General features: G+C 60.9%; 23 protein-coding genes. 13 read left to right on the top strand and 10 right to left on the bottom strand.

Annotated features, from left to right (window positions below):
- Positions 1 to 27 precede the first annotated feature (27 nt).
- Complete coding sequence (locus CCX46_RS19590) at positions 28 to 1,419, top strand: FAD-dependent oxidoreductase (protein WP_127928997.1); 1,392 nt, start codon at positions 28 to 30, stop codon at positions 1,417 to 1,419.
- Between the two features lie 38 nt (positions 1,420 to 1,457).
- Here the strand turns inward: CCX46_RS19590 and CCX46_RS19585 are convergent, their stop codons facing one another.
- Positions 1,458 to 2,855, bottom strand: a complete 1,398-nt coding sequence (locus tag CCX46_RS19585) for a type VI secretion system Vgr family protein (protein ID WP_127928996.1) — start codon at positions 2,853 to 2,855, stop codon at positions 1,458 to 1,460.
- 221 nt (positions 2,856 to 3,076) lie between these two features.
- On the opposite strand from CCX46_RS19585, the gene CCX46_RS19580 reads away from it, so the two are divergent.
- A complete protein-coding gene (locus CCX46_RS19580; protein ID WP_127928995.1) occupies positions 3,077 to 3,781 on the top strand; it encodes a YebC/PmpR family DNA-binding transcriptional regulator in 705 nt (234 codons plus the stop codon).
- Between the two features lie 112 nt (positions 3,782 to 3,893).
- Here the strand turns inward: CCX46_RS19580 and CCX46_RS19575 are convergent, their stop codons facing one another.
- Positions 3,894 to 5,207, bottom strand: a complete 1,314-nt coding sequence (locus CCX46_RS19575; protein WP_127928994.1) for a leucine-rich repeat-containing protein kinase family protein — start codon at positions 5,205 to 5,207, stop codon at positions 3,894 to 3,896.
- A 215-nt stretch (positions 5,208 to 5,422) separates the two neighbouring features.
- On the bottom strand, positions 5,423 to 6,553 hold the full coding sequence (gene zapE / locus CCX46_RS19570) for a cell division protein ZapE (RefSeq protein WP_127928993.1): 1,131 nt from the start codon (positions 6,551 to 6,553) through the stop codon (positions 5,423 to 5,425).
- Between the two features lie 304 nt (positions 6,554 to 6,857).
- Between zapE and CCX46_RS19565 the strand changes: the two genes are divergently transcribed.
- The 7 genes from CCX46_RS19565 to CCX46_RS19535 all read left to right on the top strand — a co-directional run bounded on the left by CCX46_RS19565 (position 6,858) and on the right by CCX46_RS19535 (position 13,287).
- Entirely contained in the window at positions 6,858 to 7,361 is a 504-nt protein-coding gene (locus CCX46_RS19565; RefSeq protein WP_127930428.1) for a Csu type fimbrial protein, read from the top strand.
- 102 nt (positions 7,362 to 7,463) lie between these two features.
- The gene (locus tag CCX46_RS19560) at positions 7,464 to 7,997 is read left to right on the top strand and encodes a Csu type fimbrial protein (RefSeq protein WP_127928992.1); all 534 of its coding nucleotides are present in this window, start codon (positions 7,464 to 7,466) and stop codon (positions 7,995 to 7,997) included.
- Positions 7,998 to 8,017: 20 nt separating this feature from the next.
- Positions 8,018 to 8,554, top strand: a complete 537-nt coding sequence (locus tag CCX46_RS19555; RefSeq protein ID WP_127928991.1) for a Csu type fimbrial protein — start codon at positions 8,018 to 8,020, stop codon at positions 8,552 to 8,554.
- Positions 8,555 to 8,558: 4 nt separating this feature from the next.
- Positions 8,559 to 9,059: a Csu type fimbrial protein gene (locus CCX46_RS19550; protein ID WP_122607800.1), complete on the top strand. Its 501-nt coding sequence runs from the start codon at positions 8,559 to 8,561 to the stop codon at positions 9,057 to 9,059.
- Between the two features lie 34 nt (positions 9,060 to 9,093).
- Positions 9,094 to 9,882 carry a fimbrial biogenesis chaperone gene (locus tag CCX46_RS19545; RefSeq protein ID WP_127928990.1) on the top strand — a complete coding sequence of 263 codons (789 nt, stop codon included), beginning with the start codon at positions 9,094 to 9,096 and terminating at the stop codon, positions 9,880 to 9,882.
- A 79-nt stretch (positions 9,883 to 9,961) separates the two neighbouring features.
- A complete protein-coding gene (locus tag CCX46_RS19540; protein ID WP_127928989.1) occupies positions 9,962 to 12,319 on the top strand; it encodes a fimbria/pilus outer membrane usher protein in 2,358 nt (785 codons plus the stop codon).
- Entirely contained in the window at positions 12,316 to 13,287 is a 972-nt protein-coding gene (locus CCX46_RS19535) for a Csu type fimbrial protein (protein WP_127928988.1), read from the top strand. Before CCX46_RS19540 ends, CCX46_RS19535 begins: the two co-directional genes overlap by 4 nt.
- Before the next feature lie 123 nt (positions 13,288 to 13,410).
- On the opposite strand, the gene CCX46_RS19530 is transcribed toward CCX46_RS19535, so the two are convergent.
- Positions 13,411 to 14,166: an anti-sigma factor family protein gene (locus CCX46_RS19530; RefSeq protein WP_127928987.1), complete on the bottom strand. Its 756-nt coding sequence runs from the start codon at positions 14,164 to 14,166 to the stop codon at positions 13,411 to 13,413.
- Positions 14,163 to 14,669 carry an RNA polymerase sigma factor gene (locus tag CCX46_RS19525; protein ID WP_127928986.1) on the bottom strand — a complete coding sequence of 169 codons (507 nt, stop codon included), beginning with the start codon at positions 14,667 to 14,669 and terminating at the stop codon, positions 14,163 to 14,165. The genes CCX46_RS19530 and CCX46_RS19525 overlap by 4 nt, the downstream gene beginning before the upstream one ends.
- 157 nt (positions 14,670 to 14,826) lie before the next feature.
- Between CCX46_RS19525 and CCX46_RS19520 the strand changes: the two genes are divergently transcribed.
- Both CCX46_RS19520 and CCX46_RS19515 read left to right on the top strand, forming a co-directional pair.
- Positions 14,827 to 15,933 (top strand): catalase family peroxidase, encoded by a 1,107-nt coding sequence (locus CCX46_RS19520; protein WP_127928985.1) that lies wholly within the window; start codon positions 14,827 to 14,829, stop codon positions 15,931 to 15,933.
- On the top strand, positions 15,930 to 16,475 hold the full coding sequence (locus CCX46_RS19515) for a cytochrome b (RefSeq protein WP_127928984.1): 546 nt from the start codon (positions 15,930 to 15,932) through the stop codon (positions 16,473 to 16,475). Before CCX46_RS19520 ends, CCX46_RS19515 begins: the two co-directional genes overlap by 4 nt.
- On the opposite strand, the gene CCX46_RS19510 is transcribed toward CCX46_RS19515, so the two are convergent.
- Both CCX46_RS19510 and CCX46_RS19505 read right to left on the bottom strand, forming a co-directional pair.
- Entirely contained in the window at positions 16,472 to 17,665 is a 1,194-nt protein-coding gene (locus tag CCX46_RS19510) for an MFS transporter (RefSeq protein WP_127928983.1), read from the bottom strand. The genes CCX46_RS19515 and CCX46_RS19510 overlap by 4 nt on opposite strands.
- Positions 17,666 to 17,813: 148 nt before the next feature.
- Complete coding sequence (locus tag CCX46_RS19505) at positions 17,814 to 18,965, bottom strand: M14 family metallopeptidase (protein ID WP_095118185.1); 1,152 nt, start codon at positions 18,963 to 18,965, stop codon at positions 17,814 to 17,816.
- 96 nt (positions 18,966 to 19,061) lie between these two features.
- Between CCX46_RS19505 and CCX46_RS19500 the strand changes: the two genes are divergently transcribed.
- Positions 19,062 to 19,280: a hypothetical protein gene (locus tag CCX46_RS19500; RefSeq protein ID WP_127928982.1), complete on the top strand. Its 219-nt coding sequence runs from the start codon at positions 19,062 to 19,064 to the stop codon at positions 19,278 to 19,280.
- Between the two features lie 164 nt (positions 19,281 to 19,444).
- On the opposite strand, the gene CCX46_RS19495 is transcribed toward CCX46_RS19500, so the two are convergent.
- Positions 19,445 to 19,783 (bottom strand): DUF6124 family protein, encoded by a 339-nt coding sequence (locus tag CCX46_RS19495; protein WP_093434137.1) that lies wholly within the window; start codon positions 19,781 to 19,783, stop codon positions 19,445 to 19,447.
- 130 nt (positions 19,784 to 19,913) lie between these two features.
- Here CCX46_RS19495 and CCX46_RS19490 point away from each other — a divergent pair, with 130 nt between their 5' ends.
- Entirely contained in the window at positions 19,914 to 20,573 is a 660-nt protein-coding gene (locus CCX46_RS19490) for a LexA family protein (protein WP_224794656.1), read from the top strand.
- A gap of 40 nt (positions 20,574 to 20,613) precedes the next feature.
- Here CCX46_RS19490 and CCX46_RS19485 read toward each other — a convergent pair whose 3' ends face one another.
- Both CCX46_RS19485 and CCX46_RS19480 read right to left on the bottom strand, forming a co-directional pair.
- The gene (locus CCX46_RS19485; RefSeq protein WP_127928980.1) at positions 20,614 to 22,563 is read right to left on the bottom strand and encodes an acetyl/propionyl/methylcrotonyl-CoA carboxylase subunit alpha; all 1,950 of its coding nucleotides are present in this window, start codon (positions 22,561 to 22,563) and stop codon (positions 20,614 to 20,616) included.
- Entirely contained in the window at positions 22,563 to 23,378 is an 816-nt protein-coding gene (locus tag CCX46_RS19480; protein WP_127928979.1) for a gamma-carboxygeranoyl-CoA hydratase, read from the bottom strand. The genes CCX46_RS19485 and CCX46_RS19480 overlap by 1 nt, the downstream gene beginning before the upstream one ends.
- Between the last annotated feature and the right edge of the window lie 5 nt (positions 23,379 to 23,383).

Raw genomic sequence — 23,383 nt, 5'->3', positions numbered from 1 at the left:
ACGTGGCCAACTGACTGGAGAAACCCCATGAGACCGTTTTGGCTGGAGCAGGCCTTGCAGGCCGATACGTCTGAACCCTGCCCGCCGTTGCAGGGCGAGGTCCGCACCGATGTGTGCATTGTCGGCGGCGGCTATACCGGGTTGTGGACGGCAATCATGCTCAAGCAGCAGAACCCCGAACTCGATGTGTTGTTGATCGAAGCGGACATTTGCGGCGCCGGCGCCAGTGGGCGTAATGGCGGTTGTGCGCTGTCATGGTCGGCAAAATATTTCACCCTTGAGCGCTTGTTTGGTGTTGAGGAGGCGGTGCGTCTGGTCAAGGAATCGGAACGCAGCATTCACGCGATCGGCGAGTTCTGTGAGCAGTACGGCGTCGATGCCGATTACCGGCTCGATGGCACGCTGTACACCGCGACCAATCGCGCGCAGGTCGGCTCGACCGACGCCGTCATCGCCGCACTGGAACGCAATGGCATCAACTCGTTCACCCAGCGTCCGCTCGCCGATGTGCAGCGCATGGCCGGTTCAGGCAAGCATCTGGAGGGCTGGTTTTCGCCGGCAGCGGCCAGTGTGCAACCCGGCAAACTGGTGCGCGGCTTGCGTCGGGTGGCGCTGCAGCTGGGCGTGAAGATCCACGAAAGCACCGCGATGACCGGGCTGGAGGAGGGCCGTCCTGCGCGCCTGCAGACGCCGAACGGCAGCATCGTTGCCGATCGAGTAGTGCTGGCGATGAATGCGTGGATGGCCCGTGCCTTCCCGCAGTTCGAACGCAGCGTGGCAATCGTTTCCAGCGACATGCTGATCACCGAGCCGCGCCCGGATCTGTTGCAGGAAATCGGCCTGACCAGCGGTGTCACCGTGCTCGATTCGCGGATTTTCGTGCACTACTACCACAACACCCCGGACGGTCGGATCATGCTCGGCAAGGGCGGCAATACCTTCGCGTTTGGTGGGCGCATGCTGCCGGTGTTCGATCAGCCGTCGCCGTACGCCGGCCTGCTCAAAAGCAGCCTGGCGGACTTCTTCCCGGCCTTTGCCGATGTGAAAGTCGATGCCACCTGGAATGGCCCGTCGGATCGCTCAGTCACCGGATTACCGTTCTTCGGCCAGATGAGCAGCGCGGGCAATGTGTTTTACGGTTTCGGTTATTCGGGCAGCGGCGTCGGCCCGTGCCACATGGGCGGGCAGATTCTTGCCGCCCTGGTGCAAGGTCTCGACAACCCGTGGACGCGCTCGCCGCTGGTCAACGGGCCGCTGGGGTATTTCCCGCCGGAGCCGATCCGCTACCTCGGCTCGTTGATGGTGCGCAACGCCATCCGCCGCAAGGAGCGCGCCGAGGATCATGGGCGGCGACCTCGGCACCTGGATGTGCGTCTGGCGAAATTCGCCGCAGCGGCGGGCAAGGCTGACAAAGCCTGAAGCACTGCTGACTGATGCAGGAGCAGCCGCAGGCTGGATCAGCGGGCGTCGCTATTGAACAGCCAGTCCAGCAATAAGCTGTTGTCGCGCGCGGGCGGTGGCTCGCGAGGCGTAGGGTTGCGTGAGTTGCCCAGGCACAGAATCGGTCGGTCTGGATCGCTGTCGAGGAAACTCACCCACACTTCGCTGCCGGTGCAGGGCAATTCGTCCTGTGCGATTCGGCGATGGGTCCGGGTCATGGCGATGGGCAGCCAGATCGCGTGGTGATCAAGCGTGTGCTCGGTATCCGACGGCCACAGGCGCACGGCGACTCGGCCCTGGTCATCGAGTTGCGCCGGTTGCCCGGCAGGCCCGAGCACCCGGGCCAGGTGATAGCCGGCGACGCTGGGCCGGGGTTGTCTGAGCGCCGGGCGAAAGTCGGATGACCAGGGCTGGGCGCTGAAGTCGTTGTGGTAACGATGGACGTTTGGGCCAGGGTCAAGAATCGACGGATGCTGCCCGTGATGGCGCAGGGCGGTGAGCCGCCATTGTTCATTGAAGTGGCTGACCGGATGCGCCGACACTTGTAGCAGGTGCCCACTGAGCAAACCGACCCGGTCACTGCGGCCGTTGATCGTCCGATGCTGACCGCGTTGCCTCTCCAGATGTCGACGGCTGCGTTGTTCGTGGTGACGTTGTTCGAGGGAGGGTATTGGCGGCAGGGCGGTCGCCGTGCCGTGGTTGGCGGCATCGTCACGGCTTGTCTGCTGCCCTCGATTGCGCACGGTATGCAGCGTGGCGATGGGCGCGGCGTGATGGTGCTGAAACAGCGCACTGACGCAGGGTGACGGTGTTTGCTCGCACACTTTGAACGGCAGCAGCGCCGGCATTTGCGGCAGGCTCAGGCTGTCATCGGCAAACACGACAACGTGACCGTCGACCCGGTGTTCGAAGTGATAGTGAATGCCTTCTTCTTCACAAAGCCTGTCCAGCAGCGCCAGATCGCTTTCTTCGTACTGGATGCAAAACGGCCGGGCCGGGTATTGACCGACGGTCATTTCAATCCGGTAACCATTAATGGGCAGGGCATTTTCCGTGAGCAATTGTTGGAGAATCTGCGGCACGCTCAGGTGCACAAACACCCGCCGCTTGCCCGGTTGGGCCAGCCTTTGCAGACGAGGCACCAAGGTCAGTCGATAGCCGATCCGGTGCGTGCCGCGATGTTCGCAACTGGCACTGTCGATCATGCCGTGAACCCCATGATGATCGTCCAGACGCAAAAAGGCCGGTTGGTGCAGGAATGTACCCGGCGCCATGGCGGGCGCGAGGCCGATCAGTTCGATGTCGAAACGGTAAGGCTGGTTGAGCGCTTCTTCGCCTTGAAAACGCAGCACCGGCAGGCTCAGGCCGCTGTCGGTCAGGGTCAGGGTAAAAGGACTTTCCTTGTCATTGAGCATTCGAACAGGCTCTGTCAGGCAATACGGGCCTGAGAGGGTACGAAACCACAGCGCTGAATGGTCATGTCAAAGCCGTTTTTCAGAATCCCCCTACAAGCTCTAGTGAAGATGTCGATTCTGCATTGCATTTTTTTGGTCGATTGCCGACTTTAGGCCGTATAAACTTGGCGCCACGCGTCGGCCAATAGATGTCTCGGCGCCACAGATCAAGAGAGTGAGTAATGGGCGCACAGTGGAAGGTTAAACACAAAGAAGCGGCAGCTAACGCCAAGGGCAAGATCTTCGGCAAACTGGTGAAGGAAATCACCATCGCTGCCCGCAACGGTGCCGATACCACCACCAACGCACACCTGCGTCTGGTGGTCGAACAGGCCAAGAAAGCCTCGATGCCAAAAGAAACCCTGGATCGCGCGATCAAGAAAGGCGCCGGTCTGCTGGGTGAAACCGTGCAATACCATCGCGTCACCTACGAAGGGTTCGCCCCGCACCAGGTGCCGCTGATCGTCGAGTGCGTGACCGACAACATCAACCGTACCGTCGCCGAAATCCGCGTAGCGTTCCGTAAAGGCCAACTGGGTGCCTCAGGCTCCGTGGCCTGGGACTTCAACCACGTCGGCATGATCGAAGCCTCGCCGGACTCCCCGGACGCCGATCCGGAAATGGCCGCGATTGAAGCCGGTGCTCAGGATTTCGAGCCGGGCGAAGACGGCGCGACGCTGTTTCTGACCGATCCTACCGATCTGGATTCGGTGCAGAAGGCGCTGCCAGAGCAAGGCTTCACCGTGCTGTCGGCCAAGCTGGGTTACCAGCCGAAGAACCCGGTCAGCGGTTTGAGCGATGAGCAGATGGCTGAAGTTGAAGCGTTCCTCGAAGGCCTCGACAACCATGATGACGTGCAGGACATGTTTGTCGGCCTGGCGGGCTGATCTGTTTCTTCAGTGATGGCCTCATCGCTAGGAGGCTAGCTCCCACAGGGGATTTGTGAACGCCACAGATCCAGTGTGGGAGCTAGCCTGCCAGCGATTGACCGCGCAGCGGTCACAGATCTTCAAGTTGCTTCATGACCTCAGCAAACCCCGGCCGCGCCAGCACATCCGCCTGACAGCAACGTCGCTCCAGTTCCTCAAGAGCCCGACGCCGCTCATCACTCAACCCCGAGTCGATGCGCGCCAGCAATTCCCCGAGCAAAATCCCGAACGCACGCACTTCGATGCGTTGCAACGCGCGCGTTTCTACTGTGTCGGCGACTGCATGGAACGACGCCCCGCCAAAATCCCCAAGCAGGCAATCGCCGCGCTCGTTCAGCAGAATGTTGTGCCCGTAGAGGTCGCCATGGGTGATGCCTTGCTGGTGCAAGTGATCGGCTGCCGAAGCGATGCCTTTGGCAATGTTCAGCGCAACATCGGCGCCGAATCGGCAATCATCGGCATACACATCTCGCGAGCAGGATGCCAGGCTTGGCAGATCGGCGAGGTTGCTGAACGACGGATCGATCAGTTGCATCACCAATCCCTGCTGGCCCTGGGGATGGTCACTGATGCGCCCTTCGATGCGGATCAGATTGGGATGAAGACCTGCGGTGATGCAGGCATTCATTTCGTGCAGCGGCGAGCCGTCGCTGGTCATTTCACCCTTGTACAGTTTCACCGCGACCGGCGTCACTGAGCCATCGTCGCGCTGCCAGCTCGCCCGGGAAATCACCCCCGAGGCGCCTTCACCCAAGCGTTGCTCCAGACGTAGCGCCGACCAGGGGATTTGCGCCGTCGCCTGCAGCGCGGCGGCGTCCGCCTCGGTTTCCAGCGGGTTACCGGCGTAGGCCAGCCAGCTCAGGCTCGGCAGCGCGAGCAGCCACTGCGGCAGTTCGGTCAGGCGGTTGGCGGAAATGCGCAGCAGCTCCAGCCTATGGCTGTTGCTCAGGGAGGATGGCAGCGTTTGCAGACGGTTGCCGGACAGCATGAGTTTCTGCAGGGCAGGACGTTCACCCAGTTCGTTCGGCAGGTGTTCGATGCAGTTGTCGGTCAGGATCAGCCAGCGCAGCTGTGGCGGCAAGGCAGCACCGGGTACGTTGACGATGCGATTGGCCCTGAAACCGATCATCGTCAACGCCGCGCATTGGCCGAGGCAGGCCGGCAGTTCAGTGAACGGGTTGTCGGAACAGAACAGCACGCGCAGGCGCGTCAGACGGTGCAAGTCATCCGGCAGACTGCTCAGGGCGTTGCCGCTGAGGTTGAGGATTTCCAGCGTGTCGGCCAGGTCGAAAATCTCGCGCGGGAATTCGGTCAGGCCACAAGACAGGTCCAGTCGCGTGATGCCCGACAACTCGCCGGCGCGTAATTGAGCAAGGGTGTGCATGTTGGTGTTCGCTATTGATCAGTGGAGCGACGCTGGGGCGCTGAGGATGGGCGACATGATAACGGCAATACCCGGATTTGAAATTGGGTAGGTGGCGAAACTTCAGATGCCTTTTGTGGGAGCGAGCCTGCTCGCGAAAGCGGAATGTCGGCCTCTTATGTATTGACTGACACCCCGTCTTCGCGAGCAGGCTCGCTCCCACATGAGCTGTGTGGTCAGTCGTTATCGTGTATCTCTTGCAATTGCCCCAACCGGCTGCGTGTGCGCGCCAGGTCAATGGCATGGCCGTCGAGGCTTTCACGCAACGGCAGTCGACCGAGCAGCGTCAGGTGTTTGTCCTGGTCGTACAGCACGTCGATCAGGTTGATGAAGCGTTGTTGCGCAGCGATCGAGCACTCTCCCAGCTCGGGTAGATCATCAATGATCCAGCGGTCGAAACGTCGACACAATTCCAGATAATCCATGACCGCCGTCGGCTGTTCGCACAGATCGCTGAAGGTAAAACCGACACGCCGTGCGTCACACAGCCGCGCCTGAAACTGTCGGGTGCCAACCGCTAACCTGATGGCTGGCGCATCTGCAGGCGGCAGCTCCAGCGCGGCGCGTTGTGCGGGCGTGGCGGGCCACACGTAATGCCCCTGAGTGAATATCTGCTGCGCAGAGTGGCGTGTGTGACTGCGGTAATCATGCGGGCCGCCGACTTCCATCACTTGCATGTGCGCGTTGATCAGCTCGATCACCGGTTTGAAACGGGCGTGATAGAGCGGATTGGGTAGCAGGCCCTCGGGCGCATAGTTGGAGGTCACCAGCAGCAGAATCCGCCGTTTGAACAATGCCTTGAACAGCCGGGTGATGAGCATGGCATCGCCGATGTCATGCACATGAAACTCGTCAAAACACAGCACCCGACAATCCTCCAGCAGTTCGTCGAGGGTCACTTCGAGGGCATCGTCCTGCGCGCGATGGCTGAACATGCCTTGATGCAATTGCGCGAAGAACTGATGGAAATGCAGGCGTCGTTTCTGGGTGATCGGCAAGGCATGAAAAAAACCGTCGAGCAGCCAGCTCTTGCCACGTCCGACGGCACCGAACAGATACAGGCTCGGCGCGGTTCGGCTACTGGCGCCAAACAGCAGACTGGCCTGTTGCGCCATGCAATCGATGACGTGCTGCTGGCTGTGGCTGAGGGTGTAGCCCTGAGCGCTGGCTTTGTGCCGGAAGTAATCGCGGATCGACTGGGCACTGGCGTCATGCCCGGCGCTGGCTGGTAAACCCTTGCCGAACCAGCGGCGCAACGCCGGCCAGCGCTGGGTCAGTCGCGATCGTTTCGGCGGTTGGGCAGGCACTGTGGGCGTCTCCGTATTCGTAGAACCGGCTCCCGGAAGCGCGGCGACGTAGTGTAACCAGACGCCGAGTTCGCCAGCCACCGCGACGAATCGAGAGTGGGCGGTTATTGGACGATTTTGTCTGGTGCGTACAGCTATTTTTAGCGAGTTGGCCCGACCACTTGCCAACCTTTCGAAACATATCCCGGGCGATCCATGGATCCAATCGACTGGCGGAATCGTCGACCGTTGCTAACCTCAATCACAGAAACGACGTCGCAAGCGATCGCTGACAAGGAACGGCGCAGTGAAAGTACAGGTGGTCATGGGATTGCTGGGTGTGCTCGTTGCGCCCGTCTATGCGGCGGATCTTCAGGTCGAAGTGCGCGTTGACGTGCAGCGTGGCTGCCAGTTGATCGGCCAGCAGCGTGGCGCCGGCATCGAGCAACTGGGTGTGCTCGACTTCGGCAGCACTGCGCGCCTTGACGACCCGTCCGGGCCATTGGGCGCGGCGTTGACCAATCAGCGCCTGCCACGGCTGGAGTGCAACCCGGACACGCCGTACCAGATGCGCGTCGACGGTGGTTTGCATGGCGGGGTCGGTGAAGTCCGCTACATGGCTGGTTCGACGGGCAGCAAGCCGATTCCGTACCGCTTGTATCAGGACGCGGCCAGGCGGGTGCCGCTGGTGGTGGATGTGCCGGTCAGCGGGCGGGTGCCGGACAGCGGCACCGTGGAATTACCGTTGTACGCGCGGATCGAGCCGCTGGCCGAAGTGCCACAGGTCAGCCGTTACTCGGATCTGGTCAAGGTGACGGTCACCTGGTGATCACGGTTTCAACAGGCACCCGGTGGACGCGGGGCGTGCAAGGAAGGCGTTCGATGACGAGCGCGGTGGATGAGTCACCATCAAGGAGCAGGGACGGACGCAATGACAGGCAAGCTTTGGATGGTGGTCGTAGCAGGGACGCTGGTATTGCTCGCCGACGACGCGCAAGCGGCGATGAGCGGGCAGATCAATGCGCGGCTGATCCTGATTGCCGGTTGCGAAGTCACCAACAACGCCAGTCCCGCCAGCCCGGTCAGCAATCTTGGTACCCTCGATTTCGGCCTGCAGGGGCCCACCTGGAACGCGCCGATCAAGGCCAGCCTCGATGGCGACAGCAGCGGCAAGCTCAACGTCGCCTGCAATCCGTCGGTCACCGGTTTCACCGTCACCATCGATGGCGGTACCCACGGTGACGGCAACACCCGGCGCCTGAGCAACGGCCGCCAGACCATTCCCTATCAGCTGTTCGTCGATCCCTCCGGCGCCCGGAGCTACAGCATCGGCCAGCAACACAATTTCGCTGTCACCAGCGCTGCGCAGATACCCATTCCGGTATTTGGCTCGGTGGTGGCGAATACCCGCGCGGTGCCGGCAGGGGTCTATACCGACACCCTGACGGTGACGCTCGACTGGTAACCCCGTAGAGGATGGACACCATGCGTACGTTTGCATCAAGGATAGGTTTGTCACTGTTCGGCCTGGCGCTGGTTTCCAGTGTCAACGCCGCCACCACGGTCACCGGCCAGATCACCTCCAGCCTGATTCTGATCAGCAGTTGTCAGGTTAACGGTGCCGGCGGTTCGACCGGGCTGAACTTCGGTGCGTTGAACTTCGGCACCGCCAACAGCCTGTTCACCACCGCCACCGGGCAAGTGCTGGGCGGTGGCGGCGGAGCGCTGTCGATTCTCTGCTCCAGCGGCACTACGCCGACGGTCAAGGTGCGCGCCGGTTCCCATGATGGCATGTCGCCGGGCGGCACCCGAGCGTTGTACGACGGGGTGGCCAATTACGTGCCGTACGACTTGTACACCGACGCCGGGCACTCGCAACTGCTGGCGATTGACGGGACGATCAACCTCGCCGCCAGCACCGGCGTTGCGCAGACGGTGAACCTCTACGGTCAGGCGGTGGGCAAGGCCGGTTTGCCAGCGGGGACTTACACCGACACCGTCGCTGTTGAACTGACGTTCTGATGCCATGCGTCGTCATGGCTGTGCCGCGCTGCTCCTGCTCTGTGCGGGGAGTGCGCCGCTGCCGCTGACCGCCGCGACCAGCCAGAGCTTTCAGGTCAGCGCCACGGTCACCGCGGGATGTCTGGTGGTGGGCGGGGTGTCGAACTACGGCGGGCTGAATTTCGGTTCACGTTCAGCGTTGGCCACCGGCACGGTGCAGGTCGCGCTGACGGGGGGCGTGCAATTGCAATGTACGCCGGGCGTGACCTTGAACATGAGCGTCGATGGCGGCCAGTACAACAACAGCGGCCGGCACATGCAGGTCAACAGCGGCAGTGCGCGGGTGGCGTATGCGCTGTTTCGCGATGCGGCCTACAGCCAGAGCCTGGGCATTGGCCAGAGTGTGGCGGTGGCTTACAGCGATGCGAACAATATCAGCCTGCCAATCTACGGTCAGGTGCAGTTGCCGGGCAATCAGCCTGGGGGGACGTACAGCGATGTGTTGCAGGTGCAACTGTCGTGGTGAGGCGAAGTCAGGATTGCCGACAAGGAGCAGGTTTATGCAGTGTTACACGTCAGGGCGTTCGCTCGGGGTTTGCGCGATAGCGGCCTTGCTCATGCTGGGGATGAATTCTGTAAACGCTGCAAGTTCGGTGCTGATCTGGCCGATCGATCCGGTGCTGGAGGCCGATCAACAGGCCAGTGCGCTGTGGCTGGAGAACCGCGGCAGCGAAACCGCCAATCTGCAGATCCGCGTATTCGGCTGGAGCCAGAGCGGTTTCGCGGAGCAGTACCAGAATCAGCGCGACGTGATCGGCAGCCCGCCAGTGGCGAAGATCGAACCGGGGCAGAAACAATTGGTGCGTCTGACCCGGACCAAAGAGGTGCCGCCGGGGCAGGAACTGGCCTACCGGATCATCATCGATGAAATTCCTTCCGCACAACCAGCGAGCGCTGACGGTGGCAAAACCGCTGCGGCGATCCGTTTCCAGATGCGTTACTCGGTGCCGCTGTTTGCCTATGGCGCCGGGCTGTGGAGCAAAGAAGACAGCACTCGCGCACGAGATCCCAAAGGCGTGGGCCTGCCGCAGTTGAGCTGGCGCACGGTGGCCGTGGACGGCAAGCCTTATGTCGAGGTGCGCAATCAGGGCGCGGTGCATGCGCGACTGACCGACGTGGCCATCAAACAGGCCGGGCAGAGCAAACCGTTGGCCGAAGGGCTGTTGGGCTACGTGCTGCCGGGCGCAGTGATGCGCTGGCCGGCACCGGCGGCGCTGTCGAATGAGTCGGCGTTGCAGGTGCGGGTCAATGGTGCGGCGCAGGTGCAGAGCATTACGCCGGCCAAGTGAGTGAGTCGTCGCGCCAACATCTGGCGGCGGCTAAAGCGGTATCAGGAGGATTCAGTCCATTGACGGACGTAAAACGTGTATGAGCCCGGGATTGGCTCGCCGTATTCAGCGTCCGTTGTGGTTCATCACCGGCGCGTGTTGCCTGATGTTCGTTCAACCATCCGGGGCCGGCGATCTGCCGCCGCCGCCCAGCGGCATGGAGGCCGTGAGTGATGCACAGTTGTTTCTGGAACTGGTGGTCAACCAGATGAATACCGGACGCGTCGTGGCGGTGCAGCAGCGCGACGGGCGCTTGTTTGTACCGGCGACGGCGTTGCGCGAAACCGGCATGAAACTGCCCGACAACCTCGCCGTCGAGGTCGATCTCGACAGCCTGTCGGGGCTGCACAGCGACTATGACAGTGTCGGTCAGCGCCTGCTGCTGGACGTGCCGCCGGACTGGCTGCCGGAACAGTTCATCGGTAATCGCCAGGCTTACCCGCGCACTCCGGCATTGAGCAGTTTCGGCGCGCTGTTCAACTATGACTTGTACCTCAACGACACCGACGATGCCGGCACTTATCTGGCGGCGTGGAACGAAGTGCGGCTGTTCGACAGTTGGGGCACGTTGTCCAATACCGGGCAATACCGGCGCACCTTGTCCGGTGATTCACTCAACACGCTGAACAATGGCTACCTGCGTTACGACACCACCTGGCGTTACTCCGATGACGAGCGAATGCTCACCTACGAGGCCGGTGACGTGATCAGCGGTGCGTTGCCGTGGAGCAGTTCGGTGCGTTTGGGCGGCGTGCAGTTCTCTCGGGATTTTGCGGTGCGCCCGGATCTGGTGACCTATCCGCTGCCACAATTTGCCGGTGAAGCAGCAGTGCCGTCCTCGGTGGATCTGTTCATCAATGGCTACAAGTCCAGCAGCGCAGATTTGCAACCCGGGCCATACACGCTGACCAACATTCCGTTCATCAACGGCGCGGGCGAAGCGGTGGTGGTGACCACCGATGCATTGGGCCGGCAGGTGTCGACCACGGTGCCGTTCTATGTCACCAGCACCTTGCTGCAAAAGGGCTTGAGCGATTTTTCCGTGGCCGCCGGTACGTTGCGCCGCGACTACGGCTTGAAGGATTTCAACTATGGCCCGGGTGTCACGTCCGGCAGCCTGCGTTATGGCGTCAGCGACAGTTTTACTCTGGAAAGCCATGCCGAAGCAGCCGACTCGCTGACCCTCGGTGGCCTCGGTGGCAACCTGCAACTGGGCAATTTTGGCGTGCTTAACAGTGCGTTGAGCCAGAGCCGTTTCGACGGTGAGGGCGGTCAGCAAATCAGTTTGGGCTATCAGTACAGCAACCAGCGTTTCAGTTTTTCTTATCAGCGCCTGCAACGGCATGATCAATACGCCGACCTGACCGTGGTCGACAGCCCTTATATCAGCCTGAGCCGGCGCAGCGAACAGGCGACCTTGAGCCTCAATCTCGACCGCTGGGGCAGCCTCGGCGCCGGCTATTTCGATGTGCGTGCGGCGGACGATTCACGCACGCGTCTGCTCAACCTGAGCTGGAGCAAACCGCTGTGGCGCAACAGCAGTTTCTACCTCTCGGCCAACCGCGAGATCGGCGACAGCAACTGGGCTGTGCAGGCGCAACTGGTGGTCCCGTTCGATCTGCGCGGCAGTCTGGCGATCAGCACCGAGCGCAGTAAAACCGGGCAGAGCCAGCAGCGGGTCAACTACAGTCGTGCGGTGCCGACTGAGGGGGGCGTAGGTTTCAATCTGGGTTACGCCAAGGGTGATGGCGCCGATTATCGTCAGGCTGACGTGACCTGGCGCCTGCAGTCGGTGCAATTGCAGGCCGGGGTCTATGGCACTTCCGACGCCGAAACCCGTTGGGCCGACGCCAGTGGTTCGCTGGTGTGGATGGATCGCCAGGTGTTCGCCGCCAACCGCATCGACGATGCGTTTGTGGTGGTCAGCACCGAGGGTTTCGCCGACATTCCGGTGCGCTACGAAAACCAGCAGGTCGGTCAGACCGACAAGAACGGTCATTTGCTGGTGCCGTGGAGCAGCGCGTATTACCGCGGCAAGTATGAAATCGATCCACTGAATCTGCCGGCCAACGTGCGCAGCCCCAACGTCGAACAGCGCATTGCCGTGCGCCGAGGCAGCGGTTATCTGCTGGAGTTTCCGCTGAGCCGGGTGATCGCCGCGAGCATCGTGCTGGTCGATGCGCAGCAGCGTGAGCTGCCGCTGGGCGCGGGCGTGCTGCATGAGCAGAGCGGCACGCGGACGGTGGTCGGTTGGGATGGGCTGGTTTATCTGGAAAACCTGCAGGCGCAGAATTCGCTGCTGGTCACGCTGGGCGACGGCAAGACCTGTCGGGCACAGTTCAGCGTCGACCTGAATCAGGATCAGGTGCCATTGCTCGGGCCGTTGGTGTGTCAATGATGTTCAGGCGATGGCTATTGATGCTGGCGCTGATGCTGCCGGGGCCGGTGCAGGCCGCGTGCTCGGTGGTCAGCACCACACCGGCGGCGTTCGGTACGCTCAGTTCGATTGCCGTGCGCACGACTTCGCAGCCCAGTTCCACACTGAATGCGGGTTTGAGTTGCACCGGTTCGCTGCTGTCCTTGCTGACCAGTAACGACCACTTCTGGGGCACTGTGTCTTCGACTCAAGGGGGGCTGGTCGGGCCGACCGGCGATGTCATCAGCTACACGATCTACGCCAACAACAGCACCAGTTACCCGCTGACCCGCGGCACGGCCTATGACTTTGCGCGCAACGGCATCATCGATGCCCTTGGCCTGCTCAATGGTACGACGCCGAAAACGGTGCCGCTCTACCTCGGTACAACCATTGGCAGCAACGTTGCCGCCGGGGTGTATACCGAGACGCTGAGCATTTTCTGGAACTGGAATTACTGCTCTGGGATCGGCATTGGCGCTATCTGTCTCGGGCGCGATATCGCCAACGGCACGACTTCGCTGACGGTGAATCTGACGGTGTCCAATGACTGCACGATTACTGCGCCGAACATCGCGTTCGGCAGCGCGCCGGTGGTCAGCGCGTTCACGCCGGTGACCGGACAGACCATCAATCTGGCCTGCACCAAGGGCAGTGCTTATACAGTGGGATTGAGCGACGGGCAGAACGCGGTGAGTGTCGGCGGCCGGCGACGGATGATTTCCGGGAGCAATTATCTGGCCTACGACATTTTCAAAAGCGCCGGCACTACGCGCTGGGGCAGTGTCGGCGCGGCGCGGCGGGCGAGTACCGATGCCGAGGTCAATCCGGGTAACGGGTTGGGCACGGGCAGCCAGATCTTCAACTACAACGCGAAGATCTACACCGACCAGACCACACCGCCGGCGGGAACCTATCTGGACAATGTGGTGCTCGACGTAGGTTTCTGAGCCTGACGCTGAACCCTTGTGGGAGCGAGCCTGCTCGCGAATGGGGATGTCAGTCGACAACAGTGTTGCTGATCCACCGCATTCGCGAGCAGGCTCGCTCCCACATTGGAGTCCTCACTGGATTCAGAATTGCAGTGATTGCTTGAGCTGTTGCGCCGCCGGCGTATCAACCGGGCTGACCATCGCATAGTTGTACCCGTCGCCCGACCAGTACTGCGCCTGCAAGTCTCCGTCACTGCGGCTGCCACGGGGCAAAAAGGTGTTCTTTGGCCCCGGCGGGCGCACGTAGAAACTCACCTTATGCCCGCTGCCATCCTCATACATGACCATCGCCGCCGGGCCTTCGTCAGTGCTGAGCAAGCGTCCGCTGACCGGTTCGAACCCGGCCGCCTTCAGGTCCGGTAAACGACTGGCCCGGTTGAAATAACGATCGAGCCAGCGTTGCATGTCGCCGTCATTGTCGACCTTGTAATCGGCCGGCAGCATCCCTTGCTGGGCGATCAAGCGATAGGCTTGCAAGGCGTCGGTCATCGGTAACATGGATGGGCGCACGAGAGTCATTTCGCGAGCCTGCCAGCCACTGAAGCCTCCGATGCTCACTGCGATCAGCAACACCGCGGCGCTGGCCAGATGACGCCGTGACTGACGCTGGCGGCGCTGACGGATCATGGCAGGGTCAAGGGCCGGATTGGCAGGTTGCTGCAACGCACCGCTGAGTGCCGCGCGCAATTGTTGGGCATCCTGTTGCCAGGCGCGAACCTGCGCCGCTTCGTCCGGATGGTTGGCCAGCCAGGTCTCCAGCACGCGCCGGTCGGCGTCGCTGAGCTGGTGGTCGACATAGGCGTGCAAGTCACGCTCGTTGGGAGGCAGGCTGATCATTTGAGTATCCGCAAAGAAGGGCTGCTGATTTCGCCGTCGCTGAGCTGGCGTAATGCCTGGCGGGCGCGGGACAGGCGCGACATCACGGTGCCGATCGGGGCGTCGAGAATCTCGGCGACCTCTTTATAGGAAAGGCCTTCCACCGAGACCATCAGCAGCAGGGCGCGCTGTTCGGTGGGTAGACGGTCGAAGGCTTGCAGGGTCGATTGGGCGATGACTGTGCGCTCCGCCGAGGGTTCGGCATCGTCGCGACCGGTAAAGAACTCGAGCATCCGCGCGTAGCGTCGCGAGCGGCGATGGGCATCGAGAAACTGCCGATAGAGGATCGCAAACAGCCAGGCACGCAAGTCACCTTCAGCGCGTTTGTCGCCCCAACTCGACAGCGCCCGCTCAAGGCACGCCTGCACCAGATCGTCGGCGCTGCTGCTGTTGCGTGTCAGTGACACGGCAAAGCGGCGCAATCTGGGAATGATTTCTCTCAACTGTTCGTCGAATTCGCTCATGAAATTCTGCTAGTCACTACGCTGTGGACTAGGGAGACGTCCGTCGTTGGAGGTTATTCCACGTTCGGAAAAATAAATACCGAGGCGGGGAATAAATCCACACGAGGTGCGTCTTGCTGATTCTTCCTACTTGTGGCCGATGGCCCTGGAGTCTTTCATGGTTGATCGTTCATCACCCGATTCTGCACCGCCCGGCGACCCACAGCGCCCGCCACTGAGTGCGGCGAGCCTGGTTCTGCGTCTGGGCGGCATTGCCGTGGTAGTCGCTGCAGTGGCCGGGGCGTTTGCCTACGTTCACGGTAACTTCGACCCACAACGCCTGACGCCAAAAGCGCTGGTCGATGTGCTGGAGAAGAACAACGGCGTACACCCCGGGTTTCGCCGTAACCATGCCAAAGGCGTGTGCGTGATCGGGCATTTCGAGAGCAGTGGCGAGGCGCGGGTGTTTTCCACTGCGCAAGTGTTCAACGAGCCGCAGACTCCGGTGGTTGGGCGATTCGCGCTGCCGGCGGGCAATCCGTACGCACCGGACAGCAGCGTGCCGATTCGCAGTCTGGCGCTGCGGTTCACCCAGGCCAACGGGCAGCAGTGGCGCACCGGGATGAACAGCATGCCGGTGTTCCCGGTCGGTACGCCTGAGGCGTTTTATCAATTGCAGCAGGCACAGTCGCCGGATCCAGCCACGGGTAAACCTGATCCGAGCAAGGTCCCGGCATTCTTTGCCTCGCACCCGGAAGCCGTGCCGTTTCTGACTTGGGTGAAAACCGCCAAGCCGTCGGCCAGTTATGCCACCGAAACTTACAACAGCGTCAACGCGTTTTATCTGGTCGACGCCAGCGGTAAAAAGCAGGCCGTACGCTGGAGCATGACACCGTTGGCACGGGACGCTGCGGGCGCCACTGCGCCTGAGGGGGGCGATTTTCTCGAGAAGGATCTGGTGCAACGTTTGGCCTCAGCGCCGCTGCGCTTTCAGTTGAACATCACCCTGGCCAATCCTGAGGATCCGGTGAGCGATGCCAGCAAGACCTGGCCCGAAGGACGAAAGGTGTTGAATGCCGGCACGCTGGTGCTGGAAAAGACCCAGCCACAACTGAGCGGCGAATGCCGTGATATCAACTACGACCCGCTGGTGTTGCCGGCCGGGATTCAAGGTTCCGACGACCCGTTGCTCGCGGCCCGTTCCGCCGGTTACGCCAATTCCTACCTGCGTCGCACCAGCGAAGTCAGTCAGTTGCCCGCCGCTAAACAGGAGGCTCGTCCATGAGAACTCAACCGACGCATTTCGCCCTGTTGGCGCGACTGCTGCATTGGCTGATGGCGCTGATGATCATTGCCATGCTGTTTATCGGTGCGGGTATGGTCACCTCGGTTTCCGAGCGGCATGAATGGCTGATCCATCTGCACAAACCGCTGGGCATCGCGATTCTGGCGTTGGTGATTGTGCGTTTGCTGGTGCGGCTCACCACGCGCCAGCCACCGTTGCCCGCGGATCTGCCAGGCTGGCAAGTGCTGGCGGCCAAGGCTTCACATCTGTTGTTGTACGCGTTGATGCTGGTGTTGCCGTTGCTGGGCTGGGCGATGATCAGCGCCTCGGGTGAGCCGGTCATGCTCAGCACAACGTTGCAGTTGCCATCGATCGTCCCGGCCGATGCGCAGTTGTTCGCGTTTTTGCGCAAGGCTCATGGCTATCTGGCCTATTTGCTGTTCCTGACGGTGCTGCTGCATCTGGCGGCGGCGTTGTTCCATGGCTGGGTACGCCGTGACGAAGTGCTCGACAGCATGTTGCGTGGTCGCGATCGCAGTTAACTCGTCGGAGTGGCGCATCCTGCCGGTGCGCCGCTTTTCAGGGTCAACCACCAGTAAGCCAGCGCCACGGCGTTGATGCCCGCGCCGAGCAGGCACACGCCGATCCAGCCGGCCCACGCGTACATCGCGGTCGAACCGATGGAGCCGAGCGCGCTGCCGATCGAGTAGAACAGCATGTAACCGGCAGTGAGGCGGCTTTGCGCTTCGGGGCGCACAGCGTAAATCATGCTTTGGCTGGTGACGTGCACGGCTTGCAGAGCCAAATCGAGGGTGATCACACCCAGCAGTAATGCCCACAACGAGGATTGGGTGAGGGCGATCGGCAGCCAGGAGGCGAGCATCAGCAACAGCGAAAGTCCGCTGACCCATTGGCCGAGGCCGCGATCAGCCAAGTGTCCGGCCCGTGCGGCGGCCAGCGCACCTGCTGCGCCGGCCAGACCGAACAGACCGATTTCACTGTGCGACAGGGACAGTGGCGGCGCGGCCAGTGGCAACACCATCGGCGTCCACAGCACCATCGCGCTGGCGAAGGTCAGCAGGGCGAGGAATGCGCGTTGGCGCAGCACCGGTTCTTCTTTGAACAGACTGAATACCGAGGCGATCAGTGCGATGTAGCCAGTCGCCGGTTGTGGAGATTCGCGCTTGGGCAGGACGCGAAACAGCAGCAACGCCATCAACAGTGTCAGCCCTGCTGACAGAAAGTAGATTGCACGCCAGCCGGCCAGATCGGCCATGCCGCCGGCGACCGTGCGTGCCAGCAAGATGCCGACGACGATACCGCTGGTGACCACACCGACCACGCGCCCGCGTTGTGTAGGGATCGCCAGTGTGGCGGCGTAAGCCACCAGCACCTGCGTCACCACGGCGAGCAGCCCCGTCAACGTCATGCCGAGCAGCAGCCAGACACTGCTGGGCGCCAGCGCGATCATCAACAACGCCGCTGCCGACAGCAGGGTTTGAGTGACGATCAATCGGCGTCGATTGAGCAGATCGCCGAGGGGCACCAGTAACACCAGGCCGATGCCGTAACCGATTTGCGTCAGGGTGATGACGATGCCGATAGTCGCCGGCGACATCGCAAACGCTTCAGCCATGGCGTCCAGCAATGGCTGGGCGTAATACACGTTGCCCACGGCCAGACCGCAGGCCACAGAGAAAAGCAAAACGGCGCTGCTGTTGAGAGGTTTCATATCCCGCATCCTTTTAGGTTTCAAAATAAAACCTTGGTCACGGTATTGATTCAGGTTTTATTTTGCAACCTGTTTGCGCGAAAGTACGAATGGCAGAAAGCAAAAGATCGCAGACAAGCTGCGATCTTTTGAGGGACGGAGGAGGGGATCAGCGCAAGGTATCAACCATGTCGGCGATGGTGGTCAGCACGTCTTTGCCTAGTTGTTTCGAGCGTTTGCCCGACCAGCCGGTGACTTTGTCGGGATGGTCGTCGTGATCCTTGAACGGCATCTCCAGGGTCAGTGACAGGCAGTCGTATTTCTGTCCGACGCTGTTGCACGCCAGGGTCATGTTGGCTTGGCCCGGTTCGTCGCGGGTGTAGCCGTACTTGGTCTGGAAGTCTTTGGTGGTGTGTTTCAGGTGGCTGCGGAAATGCTCTTCGAGCTTTTCGATGCGCGGCGTGTAACCCGGATTGCCTTCACAACCGGCGGTGAATACGTGGGGGATTTCTTCGTCGCCATGTACGTCGAGGAACAGATCGACGCCATACTTTTCCATTTGCTGCTGTACGAAAAGTACCTCGGGGCTGACGTCCTGACTGGCGTTCTGCCAGGCGCGGTTCAAGTCCTGGCCCATCGCATTGGTGCGCAGGTGACCGTGGAAGGCACCGTCCGGATTCATGTTCGGCACCAGGTACAAATCAGCGCTGGCCAGCAGTTTGTTCAGCACGGGATCGTCGTGTCTTTCCAGGCGTTCGATGACGCCTTCCATGAACCACTCGGCCATGTGCTCACCCGGATGCTGTTGAGCAATGATCCAGATTTTGCGCTGGCCTTCGGCGCCGGTGCCTTTGCGCAGCAGTTGAATATCGCGACCTTCGACGCTCTTGCCGGTGGCCAGCAGTTCGGTGCCGGCCTTGCTCAGGGCCTGGTCGATCAGCCAGTCGTGACGGCCACGGCTGTAGGGTTCGAAATACGCAAACCATGCATGGGTTTGCTCCGCCTCAAGGCAAAAACGCAGGCTGTCACCTTCAAAACTGGTTGGAATGCGGAACCAGTTGACGTGGTCGTAGGAGGCGACTGCCTGATAGCCGGTCCAGGCTTTGTTATAGGAGGACTGGCTGGCGTTGACCAGGCGAAACCAGTGTTCCTGATGAACATGCAGGCCGCTGGCCTTGAAGTGGAACCACTGAAAATGGGCGCTGCGGGTATCCGGGCGAATGGCCAGAACCGGATTGAGCGGATTGCTGATGTCGATGACTTGGATGTTGCCGCTGTCGAAGTTGGCACTGATGTCGAACGAGGATTTGGCCACGGTCATAATCGATTCCTGAATATGATTTTTATGGCCGTTACTTTACACGCAGGCAGGTCTGAAACCGAGGGGAATTGCGGGGTGTGGCGGGGGGCGTCCTCCATGACGCGGATGCAGCTTAGAGACTGTGCGATTGATTCTCAAGTGCTAATTGTCATTAGTTTGCCCCAATGTGGCCGGGCTCGGCTTGCCAAGCGATATTCTTTTGATATTATCCGCGCCATCGAATTTGCAACACCTAAAGACTTCATTAGCCTGAAGCCACAAGCCCGAAAAACGGGCAAAAAAAGACCCGGCAAAAAGCCGGGTCAAAAACCGTGATTAGCCTGATGAGGAGATAGTCCAGAAGACCGACCTAAGGTCTCTGGTCCATCGACTGATCTCGCGACCAGCTGCATGCAATAATAATCATTATCATTTGCAAGTCAAATGTTTTTATCTGCGCGATTGGAAAATTCTTTCCTGTCCGTCCGCTGTCCCGTTGCTCAAGCTTCATCGCCATCGAGCGAATGGTCGACCATTGCCCGCGCCATATCCACCATGTGCACCACTGAAAACGCCAGATCGCGACTCGCGCCTTGCAGGTTTTCGGCTGCCTTGAACGCCGTGGCTGCGGCACAGCGCAACAGATCCGAGGCGTGCACCAGGGCTTCTTCGCCGCTCAGATGGCGCCTGACATCGAAAAAGCGTTCGTCTACCTCGGGTTCTGACACAGCTGGTTTCAAGTAATAGTCCAACGCTCGCTGCGCCGCTGCATTGCCCTGAGGCGAGGTGAAGGTGGTGTCCATTTGCAGATCGGGCAAGTCTTTGCTGCTGATATTCATGATGAAGAGGCACTCCTTGGTCGATTGAAAATCCGTGCCTTCAGAATAGTACTATGTGTAGTTGTGACCAGAATTTAAATACTACAATATGTGTTTTGCTGGCCGAAGGCGTCGACGTAAGGTGCTGCACATGGATAAATGGATTGAGTTGGTCAAGGCCAAGATGAGTGAACTCAAAATCACTCAAACAGAGCTCGGAGAGCGCGTCGGCATGTCCCAGGGCGGGATCGGCCATTGGCTGAACAAGCGTCGCGAACCCGGCATCACGCAAATGAATCGCGTGCTGCAAGCGCTGGGCATGGATTTTCTGGAAGTGGTGCTGGTGATCCGGGAACCGCAAATAACACCTGACGACGACATGCCGCTGGCGCAGAAGTACAACCCGTATTTCCGTTACCCGGTCAGCGATTGGCAGACAACGTGCGAGGTGCGCGAGAGCGACGCCACGTCCTACGCCAAGCCTTCAGGCAAACAGCGCTTCGAACTGACGGATTACCACGCGCGTGGTCCGGCGTTCTGGTTGACGGTGACGGGGGATTCAATGACCGCCCCCAGTGGCCAGAGCATTGCCGAAGGCATGCTGATTCTGGTCGACCCGGCGGCCGAGGCGGTGCCCGGTAAACTGGTAATCGCCCAATGGCCCGACAGCCCTGAAGCGATCTTCCGCAAGCTGGACGAAGAGGGCGGCCAGCGTTACCTGGTACCGCTCAATCCGACGTGGCCAAAGGCGCTGCTGACCGATGAGTGTCGAATCATCGGCGTTGTGGTTCAGGCAACGGCGCGTTACTAGTCAGATCGATCCTCGCCAGGCGTAGGATCGATCCTCATATTCACACTGCTTCCAGTTCAACCAAAGCGCTGCCTTCGCCGACCATTTCACCTTCCTGGCAATACAGCGCTTTGATCACCCCGGCATGCGGCGCACGGATGCTGTGTTCCATCTTCATCGCTTCCAGCACCACCAGTTGCGCACCGGCCTCTACCGATTGCCCAGCCTCGACCAGCACACGGACAATGCTGCCGTTCATTGGCGCGGTCAGTCCGCCCTGATGGCTGTGGCTGGCTTCGACGGCACTGATCGGGTCGTACGTCTCGATGCGCCGCAACTCGCCTTCCCATTGCAGATAGAGCGCATCGCCCTGGCGAATGGCGCGCAACGTACGACGGACGCCGTCGTGCTCGACGATGAGTGTTTCACCCGACAGTCTGGCGTGATCAGCGGCATTCAGCGTCAAGGCGCGATCCTGGCCCTCGCAACTCAAATGCAGGGTGATTTCCAGTGGCAGACCTGCACGTAAACCACTATTGAATGACCACGGCGAAGCAGGGTCATCCTGACGCACAAGCTGGGGCAGGCTTTGCGCCACCGCTTGAGCCGCCGCTTTCCAGAATTCATCGCTCAACGTGCCGGGGGCAGGCAGCAATTGCTCCTGATAGCGCGGAATAAACCCGGTATCCAGCTCCGCCGCCGCAAACGCGGGATGGGCGATGATCCGCCGCAAAAAGTTGATGTTGGTCTTCAATCCGCCAATCGCGAATTCGTCGAGCATGCTCAACAGACGCAGGCGCGCCTGCTCACGATCCTCGCCCCAGGCAATCAGTTTGCCGAGCATCGGGTCGTAAAACGGCGAAATTTCATCGCCTTCTTCAACTCCGCTATCGACCCGGCGCCCAGGCCCTTCAGCCGATTCGCGATACAACGCCAGACGCCCGGTCGACGGCAGGAAGTCATTCGCAGGGTCTTCAGCGTACAAGCGCACTTCAATCGCATGACCGTTCAACGGCACTTGCGCCTGGGTGATCGGCAGCGCTTCACCACGGGCTACGCGGATCTGCCACGCGACCAGGTCCAGACCGGTGATGGCCTCGGTCACTGGATGCTCCACTTGCAGGCGCGTATTCATCTCCATAAAGAAGAACTCACCGCGCGCATCCAGCAAAAATTCCACAGTACCGGCGCCGACATATCCGATCGCCTGCGCCGAGCGCACAGCCGCCTCGCCCATCGCCCGACGCAGATCCGGGGACAAGCCCGGGGCCGGAGCTTCTTCGACGACTTTCTGATGGCGCCGTTGAATCGAGCAATCACGCTCGTTGAGGTACAGGCAGTTGCCATGTTGATCGGCGAACACCTGGATTTCCACGTGACGCGGCTTGAGCAGATATTTTTCCACCAGCATCCGCGAATCGCCAAACGATGACTGCGCTTCACGCTGTGCCGAGGCGAGGGCTTCGGCGAGTTGGCTGACGTCCTCGACCACTTTCATGCCTTTGCCGCCACCGCCGGCCGTGGCCTTGAGCAGCACCGGATAACCGATACGCTCGCAAGCATCGCGGAAGGTCTCGAGATCCTGCGCTTCACCGTGATAACCCGGCACCAGTGGCACGCCAGCGGTTTCCATCAGCGCTTTGGCGGCGGATTTGCTGCCCATGGCATCGATGGCCGAAGCGGGCGGGCCGAGGAAAATCAAACCGGCCGCTTCGATAGCTCGGGCGAAACCGGCGTTTTCCGAGAGAAACCCGTAACCCGGATGAATCGCCTGCGCGCCGCTGGCCTTGGCCGCCGCGATCAGTTTGTCGATTTGCAGATAACTGTCGGCGGCTTTGCTGCCACCGAGATCGACGCGAATGTCGGCTTCACGGCTGTGCCGCGCTTCACGGTCGGTGGCGCTGTGCACGGCGACCGTGGTCAGGCCCAGCGCTTTGGCGGTGCGCATTACGCGACAGGCAATTTCGCCACGGTTGGCCACCAGCAGGGTGGTGAGAACAGGTGCGCTCATCAACGCGGCTCCTTGGTGGTGGTTGCGGCTTGCCAGCTCGGCGGACGTTTTTGCAGAAAAGCGCGCAGACCTTCCTGGCCTTCGGGGCTGACGCGGATACGGGCGATGGCGTTTTCGGTATAACGGCGCAGTGCCGGGGTCAGCGCGCCGTTGCCGACTTCACGCAGCAAATCCTTGCTGGCACGCATCGCGGCGGGGCTGTTGAGCAGCAGGTTGTTGATCCACTGTTCGACTTGTTGTTCCAGTTCAGCGGCTGGATAGCTGTCGGACAACAAGCCGATTTCCCGAGCGCGTTGGCCGCCGAAACGTTCGGCGGTCAGCGCATAGCGCCGCGCAGCACGTTCGCCGATGGCCTGCACCACGAACGGGCTGATTACCGCAGGGGCCAGACCAATGCGCACTTCCGACAGGCAGAATTGCGCATCATCGGCGCCAATCGCCATGTCGCAGCAACTGATCAACCCCAGTGCACCACCGAACGCCGCGCCTTGGACCACGGCGACTGTGGGAATTTTCAGCTTGGCGAGGTTGTACATCAGCTCCGCGAGTTCGCGGGCGTCGTCGAGGTTGGTGTGGTAATCGAGCTCGGCCGATTGCTGCATCCACGCCAGATCGGCGCCGGCGCTGAAATGCTTGCCACGGCCACGCACCAGCAAGAAACGCAGGCTGGCGTCGCTGGCGACTTTGTCGAGGGCAAGGATCAACTCGCGGATCATTTCGGCGTTGAACGCGTTGTTCTTTTCGGCGCGGTTAAGCCACAGCGTCGCGAAACCCCGTGGGTCGGTTTGCAGTTCGAGGGTATTGAAGTCGCTCATGAGAT

Origin of the sequence: Pseudomonas sp. RU47 (assembly GCF_004011755.1) — a bacterium.
GTDB lineage: Bacteria > Pseudomonadota > Gammaproteobacteria > Pseudomonadales > Pseudomonadaceae > Aquipseudomonas.
Note: the sequence above shows the minus strand (reverse complement) of the source record. Positions and strands in the feature narration are given on the sequence as shown.

What these genes read in the sequence shown, in the direction of transcription:
- CCX46_RS19530 (WP_127928987.1), bottom strand. Translation starts at nt 14,166, where the DNA reads ATGATCAGCCTGCCTCCCAACGAGCGTGACTTGCACGCCTATGTCGAC.
- CCX46_RS19540 (WP_127928989.1), top strand. Translation starts at nt 9,962, where the DNA reads ATGAGCCCGGGATTGGCTCGCCGTATTCAGCGTCCGTTGTGGTTCATC.
- CCX46_RS19495 (WP_093434137.1), bottom strand. Translation starts at nt 19,783, where the DNA reads ATGAATATCAGCAGCAAAGACTTGCCCGATCTGCAAATGGACACCACC.
- CCX46_RS19555 (WP_127928991.1), top strand. Translation starts at nt 8,018, where the DNA reads ATGCGTACGTTTGCATCAAGGATAGGTTTGTCACTGTTCGGCCTGGCG.
- CCX46_RS19525 (WP_127928986.1), bottom strand. Translation starts at nt 14,669, where the DNA reads ATGAGCGAATTCGACGAACAGTTGAGAGAAATCATTCCCAGATTGCGC.
- CCX46_RS19505 (WP_095118185.1), bottom strand. Translation starts at nt 18,965, where the DNA reads ATGACCGTGGCCAAATCCTCGTTCGACATCAGTGCCAACTTCGACAGC.
- CCX46_RS19490 (WP_224794656.1), top strand. Translation starts at nt 19,914, where the DNA reads ATGGATAAATGGATTGAGTTGGTCAAGGCCAAGATGAGTGAACTCAAA.
- CCX46_RS19580 (WP_127928995.1), top strand. Translation starts at nt 3,077, where the DNA reads ATGGGCGCACAGTGGAAGGTTAAACACAAAGAAGCGGCAGCTAACGCC.
- CCX46_RS19510 (WP_127928983.1), bottom strand. Translation starts at nt 17,665, where the DNA reads ATGAAACCTCTCAACAGCAGCGCCGTTTTGCTTTTCTCTGTGGCCTGC.
- CCX46_RS19545 (WP_127928990.1), top strand. Translation starts at nt 9,094, where the DNA reads ATGCAGTGTTACACGTCAGGGCGTTCGCTCGGGGTTTGCGCGATAGCG.
- CCX46_RS19485 (WP_127928980.1), bottom strand. Translation starts at nt 22,563, where the DNA reads ATGAGCGCACCTGTTCTCACCACCCTGCTGGTGGCCAACCGTGGCGAA.
- CCX46_RS19565 (WP_127930428.1), top strand. Translation starts at nt 6,858, where the DNA reads ATGGGATTGCTGGGTGTGCTCGTTGCGCCCGTCTATGCGGCGGATCTT.
- CCX46_RS19520 (WP_127928985.1), top strand. Translation starts at nt 14,827, where the DNA reads ATGGTTGATCGTTCATCACCCGATTCTGCACCGCCCGGCGACCCACAG.
- CCX46_RS19535 (WP_127928988.1), top strand. Translation starts at nt 12,316, where the DNA reads ATGATGTTCAGGCGATGGCTATTGATGCTGGCGCTGATGCTGCCGGGG.
- CCX46_RS19550 (WP_122607800.1), top strand. Translation starts at nt 8,559, where the DNA reads ATGCGTCGTCATGGCTGTGCCGCGCTGCTCCTGCTCTGTGCGGGGAGT.
- CCX46_RS19500 (WP_127928982.1), top strand. Translation starts at nt 19,062, where the DNA reads ATGACGCGGATGCAGCTTAGAGACTGTGCGATTGATTCTCAAGTGCTA.
- CCX46_RS19585 (WP_127928996.1), bottom strand. Translation starts at nt 2,855, where the DNA reads ATGCTCAATGACAAGGAAAGTCCTTTTACCCTGACCCTGACCGACAGC.
- CCX46_RS19560 (WP_127928992.1), top strand. Translation starts at nt 7,464, where the DNA reads ATGACAGGCAAGCTTTGGATGGTGGTCGTAGCAGGGACGCTGGTATTG.
- CCX46_RS19515 (WP_127928984.1), top strand. Translation starts at nt 15,930, where the DNA reads ATGAGAACTCAACCGACGCATTTCGCCCTGTTGGCGCGACTGCTGCAT.
- CCX46_RS19590 (WP_127928997.1), top strand. Translation starts at nt 28, where the DNA reads ATGAGACCGTTTTGGCTGGAGCAGGCCTTGCAGGCCGATACGTCTGAA.
- CCX46_RS19575 (WP_127928994.1), bottom strand. Translation starts at nt 5,207, where the DNA reads ATGCACACCCTTGCTCAATTACGCGCCGGCGAGTTGTCGGGCATCACG.
- CCX46_RS19480 (WP_127928979.1), bottom strand. Translation starts at nt 23,378, where the DNA reads ATGAGCGACTTCAATACCCTCGAACTGCAAACCGACCCACGGGGTTTC.